Raw genomic sequence first — 11,351 nt, 5'->3', positions numbered from 1 at the left:
TTTCCATGCCGGCGCCGAGGGCGCCATCCATCGAAGGAGATCCCATGCGCATTCCATCCCGCCTTGCTCGCCGACTGCTGCCCGCCGCGCTGCTGCTGGCCGGCGCCGCCAGCGCCGCGCCGGTGCGCTACACGTTCGACAAGGACCACACCTACCCGAGCTTCGAGGCCGACCACATGGGCATCTCCACCTGGCGCGGCAAGTTCAACCATAGCGAGGGATGGGTGGAGCTGGACAAGGCGGCCGGCAGCGGCAGCGTCGAGGTGAGCATCGCGCTGGACAGCATCGATTTCGGCCAGGATGCGCTCAACACCTGGGCCCGCGGCAAGGATTTCCTCGACACCGCGCACCACCCTCGCGCGGTGTACCGGGGCCGGCTGACGGGCTTCGTCGACGGCGCGCCGACCCGGGTCGAAGGCAGCCTGACGCTGCAGGGGGTGACTCGGCCGATGGAGCTGCGCATCGACCACTTCAAGTGCATCCCGCACCCGCTGTTCAAGCGCGACTACTGCGGCGCCGACGCGCTGGGCAGTTTCGACCGCAGCGCGTTCGGGTTGGATGCGGGCAAGGACTACGGCTTCGACATGCGGGTCGCGTTGCGCATCCAGGTCGAAGCGCTGCGCGACAAGTGACGCACGCTGCGCGCTTCCTCGCCGGCGTCTTCACGCGCGGCTGGGCAAGCTCGCGTCCGCTGGCGCATCGCGCGTCCTTTGCCGGGTGGCACCCGGCTCCCGCCCCCGTTGCGGTGGCCCATGGCGGAGCCAGGGCAAGGAAGCGCGATGCGCCGCTTTGCTTCGAAGGATCGCAAGGCGCGCCGCCGGGTCAGTAGGGCGTGCCGTCCTTGTGGACGTAACCCCGGTCGCCTTCGACGTACAGGTCGATGTCCGGATAGTGGCAGGCATCGTCGGCAGAACGCGTGCCGACTTCGAGATAGACGGCCACTTCGCCGCCGCGGTTGATCAGATGGTGGCCATCGGCCACGTTCTTGGGAAAAGCGGCGCATTCGCCCGCACGCAACGGCTGCTCGCCCGCGTCGGTGACCAGCACCAGTTCGCCCGACAGCACGTAGACGAACTCGTCCTCGCGCTCGTGCCAATGGCGTTGGCTGGACCAGCCGCCGGACGGCAGCTGCGTGAGGTTGACGCCGAAGTCGGAGAGGCCGCCGGCATCGCCCAGCGCCTGCTTGACGCGATCCCCAGCGGCCGCCGCATAGGGCGCCGGATAGCCCGAGCCGCGGCGTTCGGGAACTTTCGGAACATCGATCTTGGGCATGGGATGCTCGCCATGGGAGGGCGCTCCATTGTGCACCGGCTCCTACAATGGTGTTTTTCCTCCCGACGACGCCATGCATCAGAGCTCCCTGGGCGGCTTTGCCGCGCCGCATCCCACCGACCGGCTGTTCTTTGCCGTCATGCCGCCTCCAGCGGTGGCCGAACGGGTCGCCTCGCTGGCGGGCGAGCTGCGCCAGCAGCTCCGGTTGCGTGGCCGACCGCGACCCACCGGGCACCTGCATGTGACGCTGCATCACCTGGGTGACTTTGCCGGGCTGCCGCAGCAGCGGGTGGATGAGGCCTGCGCGGCCGCGGCCAGCGTGGAGTTGTCGTCGTTCGAGGCGCATTTCGATCGCGTCGCCAGTTTCCGCGGACGCGCCGGCAAGCACCCGTTCGTCCTGCTTGGCGCCGACCGCGCGACGGGTCTGGCGGGGTTGTACGCAAATCTTGGGACGCGCCTGGCGGCGGCAGGCCTGGCGCGGCGCGAGCCGGCGTTCGTGCCGCATGTCACGCTGCTCTACGACGCCCTCACCATCGCCCCGCAGCCGATCGAGCCGTTCGAATGGACAGTGCAGGAGTTCGTGCTCATCCACAGCCTGCTGGGGCGCACCGAATATCGCGTGCTGGGCCGCTGGCCGCTGGCCGCCGGCGCGTAGGCATGCGCACGCGGCCACGACAACGGCACGGATAGCGTGGAGCAGTCGAACTCTGGGGGAATGCCATGAAGGGCAAACGTCGACTCGGATTGATTCTTCTGTTGGTAGCAACGCTCGTGCTGCTGGTGCTGGGTGCGCTGCGCTGGCGCCAGCAGTTCCAGCCCGCGCCCGCGGATCCGGGGCTCAGCCCGGCCGCGAGCGCGCCGATGCGCTGAGCTCAATCGTCGCTGTCGACCACGCGGCCGTTCGCCGGATCGATGACGAGCTTGACGCGGTGATCGGCCTTGTCGTCGGCCTTGGCGTGCCACACGCCGTCGTCGAAGTCGACGTCATGCACGTTGGTGTAGCCCTGCGTGGCGAGCGATGCGCGCACGTCGTCCTCGCTCAGGCGCGAGACCTTCTCGTCCGGATACACCTTGCCGCTCTCGGGGTCGATGCGCAGCGACACATCGTTGCCGTCGGCGCTCTCGGCCTCGGCGCGCCACATGCCGCCATCGAACTTCAGGTCGTCGATGTCGGTGTAGCCCTGGTGGATCAGCGACTCGCGCACCTGGGCCTCGGTCATCGCCTGCTGCGCCATCACTGCACCGGAGGCGCCCAGCGCCAGCGCGAGGGTCATCGAAGCGAGCTTTTTCATGGCCGTTTTCCGTGGGGGTGGTGCGCCCGAGTCTTCAAGCGCAGACGGCAATGGGTGATGAAAAGGCTGTGAGACGCGGCGGATTTGTTCAGGCAGACGGGTGTTCGAGCTTCGACCGTCCGCTCCGCCTGAACCCCCAACCGCCTTCGGTACCCTCTCCCGGGGGAGAGGGAGCTGTCTCGAGGCTCAGCGCCCCTGGTCCAGCCGATCGAAATGCGTCAGTGCATTGAGTACCAGCGGGTAACTCCCCAGGGTCTCGCCACGCCAGATCGGATTGCCAGCAAACAGCAACACATGTCCCTTGCCATAGCGAGCATCCACCACAGCCGCGCGCTCCGCCATTTCGCTGCCGCCATCGAGCAGGCCGGAAACCAGCAGCCGCCTGGCATCGGCAAAGCGCAGGATCACCCGCGGGCGGTGGTCTCGCGGGATCACCCACGGGTTGTTGTAGGCCTGGTCCTCGTTGAGCGGCAATGCCTGCCAGGGCTTGGCGTCGGGCAGGGCGGGCGGCTGGGCGAACGGGCGGCCCTCGGGCATGTCCTCGTCCTGCGGGCCACCGCGGCCGGTGGGTCGTTCGGCGTCGCGGGCGTTGGGCAGGCCGCGGTCGCCGGTGAGCAGGTTGGCGACGGTGAAGGACTGGCCTTCGGAGCTGTACAGCGCCAGATCGTCGCCATAGCCGGCGGCGACCGGGCTGTCGTGGTCGACGAAGTCGGCCTGCAACACGCTGCCGACCACCTTCAATTTCGTCTTGGGTGTGACGAACACGCCAGGCGCCAGGCCTGCGTCGATCGCGAACCGCGCGGTGTCCTCGGCGGTGACCAGCAGTCCACCCTCCTGCACGAAGCGCTTGAGGTTGGCCAGGCCGGCCTCGCCCAGGCCCGGGCGGATGTCGGGCGTGCTGTCGATGTGGCCGAGGTTCGGCGTCAGCGGGCCGGTCTGCCAGGGCAGCGGCGGGCCCCACATCGGCAGGCCGTCGACGATATGGCGCAGGCTGGCGCCGCCGACGGGAGCGAACAGGATCGCGTCGTACCTCGCGTGCAGATCCGGGATGCGCGCCACGTCCTGCGTGCTGATGTAGTCGTAGTGCACGCCCAGCTGGTCCAGCGCCATGCGCCACCAGCCCTCGGTCTGCGTGCTGAGCCAGGTGTGCATGAGCGCGACGCGGGGCAGCTTCGCGTCCGTCGCATCGACGCCGGCCAGGCCCGGCGGGACGCTGACCGGCTTGTCCAGCCGCGCCATCGATGCCTTCAGCACGTCCGGATCGGTGACGCGCACCACCTCGACGTCGAACAGATCGCCCATCGACCAGCCGGTGTCGTCGTAGGGATGCTGCTGCGGGTCCTTGGGTGACCAGTACTGGCGGTCCAGCAGGGTGTCGGCCACGCGCGAGTAGGGCTGGTCCATGCGCACCACGTAGCTGCCGGCGGGGAAGCGGCGCGTGTGCGTCTTCTTGCCGTCGCCGGTGGTGGGCAATGTAACGCTGAAGGACGCGCTGGCGCGGCTGATCTCCACGTGCTGGCGATCGAGCACGCGCAGCAACTGGGCCTGGGTGCCGGAGCGCTTGTCGTCGCCCGGCAGCACGTACGCGGCGGGGCCGGCTTCGGTGGGCTTCTCGATCGAGCGTTTGCCCTTCAGGTAAAAGTTCTTGAGGAACGCCTGGCCGTTGTGCGCGAAGTAGTCCAGCGCGGTGAGCACGCCGGTCTGCTCGTAATTGTTGTTGTTGCGCTGCGACCAGGTCACTTCCGGCATCGGCGGGTTCGGTCGGTACCAGGTGCGCGCGTATTCGGACGGGTCGAGGATGCGCTTGCGTGTGTCGGCGCCGCCGTTGCCGAACGTTTCATACAGGCGGCTGATGCCGTTGTGCATGGCCGCGATGAACATCAGGTACCCGGGGCTCCAGGTATCGAAATCGCCGTGGGTGAACACGCCGGGCAACCCGAGCTGAGTCATTTTCTGCACGTTGTCCCAGCCCAGCTGCTGCCATTCGCTGGTGAGGATCGGGTCGATCCAGGCGTTGTACGGGCCATCGCCCACGGTGTTGTCGTAGAGGAACGGCACCGATTCGTGCAGGTCGTGCAGCACCTGCGCATGCCAGCCGAGGTAAGTGTCGGCGACGTTGCGGGTGAGCGCGAGGGTCATGCCCATCGCATCGCGGTTGTTGTCGTGCGCGACGTAATGGCCCCAGTAGAGCAGGTCGGGATAATCCTGGCCCGGATGCGCCTTGTGCCAGTTGTAGAGATCGACCATGCGGTCGCGGCCGTCCACCTCGACGATCGGCGTGATCAGGGTGATCACGTGCGAGCGGATGTTCCTGATGTACGGCGCATCGTCCACCGCCAGCCGGTAGGCCAGCTCCATCAGCGCGGTGGGCGCGCCGGTTTCGTCGGAGTGGATCGAGCCGGTGACGTAGTAGACCGGGGTGGTTTCCCTGATGAGCGCATCGGCCTTGGCATCGTCCATGCCGATCGTGCGCGGATCGGCCAGTTGCGCCAGGCGTGCGTCGTTGGCCTGCAGGTTGGCCAGCAACGCTTCATCGGCGATGGCCACCGCGATCATCTCGCGGCCTTCTTCGGTCTTGCCGATGCTGAACACCTTCACCCGCGGACTGGCGGTGTCCAGCGCGCGGAAGTAGCGATACACGTCGGCCGAGTAGGGCAGCCAGTCCGCCGCGCCGGCAATGTGGCCGAGCAGCTGCAGGGGCGTGGGCACGCCGGGCGAGGCGGGCAGGTAGTCCGTCAGCGGCGTGTTGAACGCCGGATCGGTGGTGAACCGGGCGATCTGCGCGGTGTAGGCCTGGTCGACGGGTTGGGCCGGGTCGCGCGCGAAGGCGCTGGCGGCGAGGGTGTCGGCGGCCTGGCTGGCGAGGCAGGTGGCGGCCAGCGCGAGGCCGGCGAGGCAGGGCAAGAGGCGCATGGATTCCCCGAGGAGGGCGGACGGCCGCGCCACTTTGCCAGAAATGGGGCGCCGTGCATTTGTGGCATCGGGGAACCCATCTCTACCCAACGCTCCGCTGGAGGGCGGGTATAACCGCGCCGCGAGCCGCTCCCTTCATCCCTGGAAGGGCTGGTGAGGATGGGTTCTCCTGGAGCAATCCACCTACCGCCGCAACGAAATCCATGTGGGCGCGTGATCGCTAGGATGCGGCAACGCCCGCACCCACCGGTCCACCCCGGCATCCTTCAGCCGCGGCGCCAGCTCGCGGTTGAGCAGCAGATGGTCGATCCGCAGCCCCGAGTTGTGCTCCCAGTGCTGCCGGAAATAATCCCAGAACGTGTACACCCGCTCCTCGCCGAACTGCTCGCGCAGCGAGTCGGTCCAGCCCTGCGCCAGCAGGTCCGCGTAACGCTCGCGACTCTCCGGCTGCAGCAGCGCATCCTTGCGCCAGGAGCGCGGGTTGTAGATGTCCTCGTCGGTGGGTACCACGTTGTAGTCGCCGGCCAGCACCACCGGGTGTTCGCTCTCGACCAGGCCCTGCGCGTAGTCGATGAAGCGGTCGAACCAGGCCAGCTTGTAGTCGAACTTGGGACCCGGCTGCGGGTTGCCGTTGGGCAGGTACAGGCAGCCGACGATCAGGCCGTGCGCCGCCGCTTCCAGGTAGCGACTCTGCACGTCCTTCGGGTCGCCCGGCAGGCCGCGGCGGCTTTCCAGCGGATCGGCGCCGCGGGCCAGGATCGCCACGCCGTTCCACGAGCGCTGGCCATGCCAGATGGCGCCGTAGCCGGCATCGCGGATCGGCTCGACGGGAAAGGCCTCGTCCGGCGCCTTCAGTTCCTGCAAACAGACGACGTCGGGCGCCTCGCGCTCCAGCCAGGCTAGCAGCGAGGCCAGGCGCGTGCGCACGCCGTTGATGTTGAAGGTGGCGACCTTGAGCGGTTTTCGCGCGGCCATCGGGAGCCTGTCCTAGTACTGCGCCGCACCCAGCGCGGAGAGCCAGTCGAGCACGCGGCGGGTCCACGGGCGGTGTTGCCACTGTTCGAGCGACAGCTCCTTCGAGCGCCCGATGTCGCGATCGACGACCTCGGTCATGTGCGCCGCGAAAGCGTGGTCGAACACCAGCACGTTCGATTCGTCATTGAGGCTGAAGGAGCGGTTGTCGAAGTTGGCGCTGCCGGCGATGGTGAGGTAGCCGTCCACGATCATCAGCTTGTTGTGGAACAGCGCCGGCTGGAATTGGTAGATGCGTGCGCCTGCCTGGAGCATTTCGCCCCAGCGCGTCTGCGAGGCGCTGGTGATGATCTTGCTGTCGGTGTACGGGCCAGGCACCACCAGGCGGATGCGCACGCCGCGCGCGAGCGCGCGCTTGAGCGCGGCCATGGTGAGGTCGTCAGGCACGAAATAGGCCGCCTCCAGGTCGATCGCCTTGCGCGCGCCGTCGATCGCCATGAGGTACATCAGCTGCAGGTTCTCGCTGCCGCCTTCGGGCGAGCTGGCGACGGTCTGCACCGCGACGTCGCCGGCCGGCGCCACGTCGGGGTAGTACTCCGCGCCCAGCAGCGCCTGGCCGGTGGTGGTGATCCAGTTGTCCTCGAACACCGCCTGCATCTGCAACGCGCCGGGGCCGGTCACGCGGATCTGCATGTCGCGCCAGATGTCCGGCTTGTCGCCATGCCCGTTCCACTCGTCGGCGATGCCCACGCCGCCGGTGAAGGCGACGCGGCCATCGACGATCAGCAGCTTGCGGTGGGTGCGGTTGTTGAAGCGGTCGATGTCGTACCAGCGCAGCGGATGGAAGTACTCGAAATGCACGCCGCCGGCGCGCAACGCCTCGACCACGTCATCCTTCATCTTGGAAGAACCGACAGCATCGGCGATCACGTGCACGCGCACGCCGGCGCGGGCACGCTCGGTAAGCGCGTGCACGAACTCGTCGGCGATGTGGCCGGACCAGTAGATGTAGGTCTCCATGTCCACGCTGACCTTGGCCGCGCGGATCGACTCGAGCATCGCGGGGAAGATCTCCGCGCCGTTCTGGAAATCCGCGACCGCATTGCCGTCGACGATCGTCGGCCCGAGCAGGTTGCCGATTTCGCGGCGGAACTGCGGGCTCTCGACCGGGCTCAACGGACCCAGCGGATGGACCAGCTGCTGAGTCTGCGGGACCAGATTGAGCACCAGCACACCGATCACCACCGCCGCGAACGCGCCCAGGCCGGCCCACAGCAGGCGCCGCTTCCAGTGCGGCCTGGGCGGGGAGGCCTCGCCGTTGTCGCGGGTCGGGCGGGCGGGTTCGGCGGGCATCGTGTCTCCTGGCTGGTGGTTGCAGGGGCGCCCGTGGGCGCGACCGGGAGGTTCCGGGGCGCGCGCAAGGGCGCTCTACGAAAACCAGGCTCATCATCCGGCGCGTGCGTGCAGCGGGGGTCAACGCCTTCACTTGTCCGGCACCGCCGCGGTTGTCTGCTGTGCGTGGACGCCCCGGGAGAACCCATGACCGACAAGGCCGTACGCAAGGTCGAACGCCGCGCCGACGTGCGTCGCGCGCTGGCCACCAGCACCGCGACGCACCACAAGCACCAGCGCGCGGTGCGCTCGGGTCACAAGCTATGGCTGGTCATCTACGCCTTGGTACTGGCGGCGCTGGGCATGCTGTTCTACCTCTTGCGGCTGGAGTTCTTCGGCATCCTGGGCCGCTACCTGCCGATGGCACGGCGCGCGACCGTGGGCGCCATGGCTATCGTGCTGACGCTGGTGGCCTCGCGGATGGTGCGGGCGTTCGCCATCGAGCGCGCGCAGACGGCAGTGACGCGCTACAACCTCAAGCGCATCCTGCGGCTGGTGGTGTACGTGATCCTGGCGCTGATCGTGGTGTCGGTGCTGTTCGCCAACTGGTATGCCGCGGTGGCCTCGCTGGGACTGATCTCGCTGGTGCTCGGCTTCGCGCTGCAGACACCGATCACCAGCTTCATCGGCTGGGTGTACATCCTCGTGCGCGAGCCTTACCGCGTGGGCGACCGCATCCAGATCGGTGACGCCACCGGCGACGTGATCGACGTGACCTACCTGGACACCACGCTGTGGGAAGTCGGCGGGCCCTATCTTTCTTCGGACCACCCGAGCGGGCGGATCATCAAGTTTCCCAACGCCAACGTGCTGACCAGTCCGGTCTACAACTATTCCTGGCCGGTGTTTCCGTACGTCTGGAACGAGATCAAGTTCCAGGTGGCCTACAACAGCGACTTCGCCTTCGTGGCGCAGGTGATGCGCGAGGCGGCCGAGGACGAGCTGGGCGAGGCCATGCTCGAGCATGTGCGCATCTTCCGCGAGGTGCTCGCCAAGACGCCGGTGGACGAGCTGCAGGTCAACGAACGGCCGTCGGTGCTGTTCCGCATCGACGCCAACACCTGGGTGGACGCGATCGTGCGGTACGTGGTCGACCCGCGCCAGGCAGGCAGCGTCAAGACGCGACTGATCGGCACCATGCTGGCGCGGCTCAACGCCGAACCGGAGCGGGTGAAATTCCCCAGGGGCGACAACCGCTAGGCCATGTCCTTTGTGGGCCGCAGCCTCACCCCAGTTCTCTTCCCGGCGGAGACACGGGGCCGGACATCTCGGCGCTGTGGACGGCATGCGACCAGCGCTGGAGCGTCTGGTACAGGCGCTCCCGCCGCGTCAGTACGCCCTGGTGGCAACCCTTTGGCCGGGTCTGCTCGATCGGCTCGCGACTCAGTTCGCGCCAGCGCTTGACCAGTTCGGCCGGCGCCGGGTGCGATTCGACCAGCGCCCGCAGCACCAGCGACATCGCTTCCACTTCGTTCTTCAAGCCATCCAGCTCGTTGCCGACCTGGGTGAAGGACACCGGCCGGCTGCTCGAAATCTCCATGACAGCTCCCTTCGCTTGCCGGCGCCCCCGCACCGGACGTCCCGACGTTGCACCCACCGCCGTGGTCGCCATGTGCACGCGCACGAAAAAGCCGCCTTGCGGCGGCTTTTTCGTGTCCCGGTTGCGACGATGATCACGCTGCGCGCGAGGCGCGCTTGCGGTCGTTCTCGGTCAGGTGCTTCTTGCGCAGGCGGATTTCCTTCGGCGTGACCTCGACCAGCTCGTCGTCGTCGATGAAGTCCAGCGCCTGCTCCAGCGAGAACTTGATGGCGGGCGTGAGCTGGATTGCGTCGTCCTTGCCCGAGGCGCGCATGTTGGTCAGCGGCTTGGGCTTGATCGCGTTCACGGTCAGGTCGTTGTCCTTGGCGTGGATGCCGACCAGCTGGCCCTCATACACGTTGTCGCCCTCGGCGGCGAACAGCTTGCCGCGTTCCTGCAGCGGCCCCAGCGAGTAGGCGGGGGTGGTGCCGCCGGCGTTGGCGATCATCACGCCGTTCTGGCGCTTGGCGATCTGGCCTTCTTCCTTCGGGCCGTAGTGGTCGAACACGTGGAACAGCAGGCCCGAACCCTGGGTGAGGGTCTTGAACTGGTTCTGGAAGCCGATCAGGCCACGCGCCGGGATCATGTATTCCAGGCGCACGCGACCCTTGCCGTCCGGCTCCATGTTCTTGAGCTGGCCCTTGCGGACGCCCAGGCGCTCCATCACCGGGCCCTGGTGGATTTCTTCCACGTCGACCACCAGCTGCTCGATCGGCTCCATCTTCTGGCCGTCGATCTCCTTGATGATCACCTCCGGACGCGACACCGCGAGCTCGTAGCCTTCGCGGCGCATGTTCTCGATCAGTACCGACAGGTGCAGCTCGCCACGACCGGACACCAGGAACTTGTCCGCGTCCGAACCCTGCTCGACCTTCAGCGCGACGTTGTGCACCTGCTCGCGATCCAGGCGGTCCTTCAGCTGGCGGCTGGTGAGGAACTTGCCGCCGGAGAGGTCCTTGTTGCCGGCGAAGGGTGAGTTGTTCACCTGGAAGGTCATGCTGATGGTCGGCTCGTCGACGGTCAGCGCCGGCAGCGCCTCGGGGGTGTCGAGCGCACAGACGGTGTCGGAAATCGTGAGTTCCGCGATCCCCGAGATGGCGACGATGTCACCGGCCTCGGCGGTGTCCTGCTCGATGCGCTCCAGGCCCATGAAACCCAGCACCTGCAGTACCTTGCCCTGGCGCTTCTTGCCGTGGCGGTCGATCACCGCGACCGGCATGTTCTTCTTGAGCGTGCCGCGCTGGATGCGGCCGATGCCGATCACGCCGACGAAGTTGTTGTAGTCCAGCTGGCTGATGCGCATCTGGAACGGGCCTTCCGGATCGACCTCCGGCTTGGGCGCGTGCTGCATGATCGCTTCGTACAGCGGGGTCATGTCGCCTTCGCGGGCGTTCTCGTCCAGCGAAGCGTAGCCGTTCAAAGCCGAGGCGTAGACGATCGGGAAGTCCATCTGCTCCGGCGTGGCGCCCAGGCGGTCGAACAGGTCCCACACCTGCTCCACGACCCACTCGGGGCGCGAACCGGGGCGGTCGATCTTGTTGATGACCACGATCGGCTTGAAGCCCATCGCGAACGCCTTCTGCGTCACGAAGCGCGTCTGCGGCATCGGACCGTCCATCGCGTCGACCAGGATCAGCACGGTGTCGACCATCGACAGCACGCGCTCGACCTCGCCGCCGAAGTCGGCGTGTCCGGGCGTGTCGACGATGTTGATGCGGTTGCCCTGCCAGGTGATGGCCGTGTTCTTGGCCAGGATGGTGATGCCGCGTTCCTTTTCCTGGTCGTTGGAGTCCATCACGCGCTCGGCCAGCACGGTACGCTCGTTGAGCGTGCCCGACTGTTTGAGCAGCTGATCGACGAGGGTGGTCTTGCCGTGGTCGACGTGGGCGACGATGGCGATATTGCGCAGTTTTTCGATGGACATGGCACAG

At 67.4% G+C, this 11,351-nt stretch carries 10 protein-coding genes and 1 pseudogene; 4 read left to right on the top strand and 7 right to left on the bottom strand.

The features are described 5' to 3' along the window. Positions 1-44: 44 nt before the first annotated feature. Positions 45-632: a YceI family protein gene (locus ACFWZ4_RS03320; RefSeq protein WP_439703297.1), complete on the top strand. Its 588-nt coding sequence runs from the start codon at positions 45-47 to the stop codon at positions 630-632. Positions 633-822: 190 nt separating this feature from the next. Here the strand turns inward: ACFWZ4_RS03320 and ACFWZ4_RS03315 are convergent, their stop codons facing one another. Continuing rightward, positions 823-1,272, bottom strand: a complete 450-nt coding sequence (locus ACFWZ4_RS03315) for a cupin domain-containing protein (protein ID WP_439703296.1) — start codon at positions 1,270-1,272, stop codon at positions 823-825. A 73-nt stretch (positions 1,273-1,345) separates the two neighbouring features. Here ACFWZ4_RS03315 and thpR point away from each other — a divergent pair, with 73 nt between their 5' ends. Then, entirely contained in the window at positions 1,346-1,927 is a 582-nt protein-coding gene (gene thpR / locus ACFWZ4_RS03310) for an RNA 2',3'-cyclic phosphodiesterase (protein WP_439703295.1), read from the top strand. Between the two features lie 65 nt (positions 1,928-1,992). Then, complete coding sequence (locus tag ACFWZ4_RS03305; protein WP_231320793.1) at positions 1,993-2,142, top strand: hypothetical protein; 150 nt, start codon at positions 1,993-1,995, stop codon at positions 2,140-2,142. A 2-nt stretch (positions 2,143-2,144) separates the two neighbouring features. On the opposite strand, the gene ACFWZ4_RS03300 is transcribed toward ACFWZ4_RS03305, so the two are convergent. The 4 genes and pseudogenes from ACFWZ4_RS03300 to ACFWZ4_RS03285 all read right to left on the bottom strand — a co-directional run bounded on the left by ACFWZ4_RS03300 (position 2,145) and on the right by ACFWZ4_RS03285 (position 7,802). After that, a complete protein-coding gene (locus ACFWZ4_RS03300; protein WP_439703294.1) occupies positions 2,145-2,564 on the bottom strand; it encodes a PepSY domain-containing protein in 420 nt (139 codons plus the stop codon). A 186-nt stretch (positions 2,565-2,750) separates the two neighbouring features. Beyond that, positions 2,751-5,477, bottom strand: a complete 2,727-nt coding sequence (locus tag ACFWZ4_RS03295) for a M14 family zinc carboxypeptidase (protein ID WP_439703293.1) — start codon at positions 5,475-5,477, stop codon at positions 2,751-2,753. Positions 5,478-5,666: 189 nt separating this feature from the next. Beyond that, a pseudogene (xth, locus tag ACFWZ4_RS03290) lies at positions 5,667-6,452 on the bottom strand (exodeoxyribonuclease III); the annotation flags it as partial. A 12-nt stretch (positions 6,453-6,464) separates the two neighbouring features. Next, positions 6,465-7,802 (bottom strand): phospholipase D-like domain-containing protein, encoded by a 1,338-nt coding sequence (locus ACFWZ4_RS03285; RefSeq protein ID WP_439703292.1) that lies wholly within the window; start codon positions 7,800-7,802, stop codon positions 6,465-6,467. Between the two features lie 186 nt (positions 7,803-7,988). Here ACFWZ4_RS03285 and ACFWZ4_RS03280 point away from each other — a divergent pair, with 186 nt between their 5' ends. Beyond that, positions 7,989-9,041 (top strand): mechanosensitive ion channel family protein, encoded by a 1,053-nt coding sequence (locus ACFWZ4_RS03280; RefSeq protein WP_439703291.1) that lies wholly within the window; start codon positions 7,989-7,991, stop codon positions 9,039-9,041. Positions 9,042-9,066: 25 nt separating this feature from the next. On the opposite strand, the gene ACFWZ4_RS03275 is transcribed toward ACFWZ4_RS03280, so the two are convergent. Continuing rightward, positions 9,067-9,381: a hypothetical protein gene (locus ACFWZ4_RS03275; protein WP_439703290.1), complete on the bottom strand. Its 315-nt coding sequence runs from the start codon at positions 9,379-9,381 to the stop codon at positions 9,067-9,069. 133 nt (positions 9,382-9,514) lie between these two features. Further along, positions 9,515-11,344, bottom strand: coding sequence for a translational GTPase TypA (gene typA / locus ACFWZ4_RS03270; RefSeq protein WP_439703289.1), 1,830 nt, complete (start codon positions 11,342-11,344; stop codon positions 9,515-9,517). Positions 11,345-11,351: the final 7 nt, after the last annotated feature.

It is taken from the genome of Frateuria sp. GZRe12, assembly GCF_051900535.1.
In the GTDB taxonomy this organism is placed as follows: Bacteria; Pseudomonadota; Gammaproteobacteria; order Xanthomonadales; family Rhodanobacteraceae; genus Frateuria_A.
Note: the sequence above shows the minus strand (reverse complement) of the source record. Positions and strands in the feature narration are given on the sequence as shown.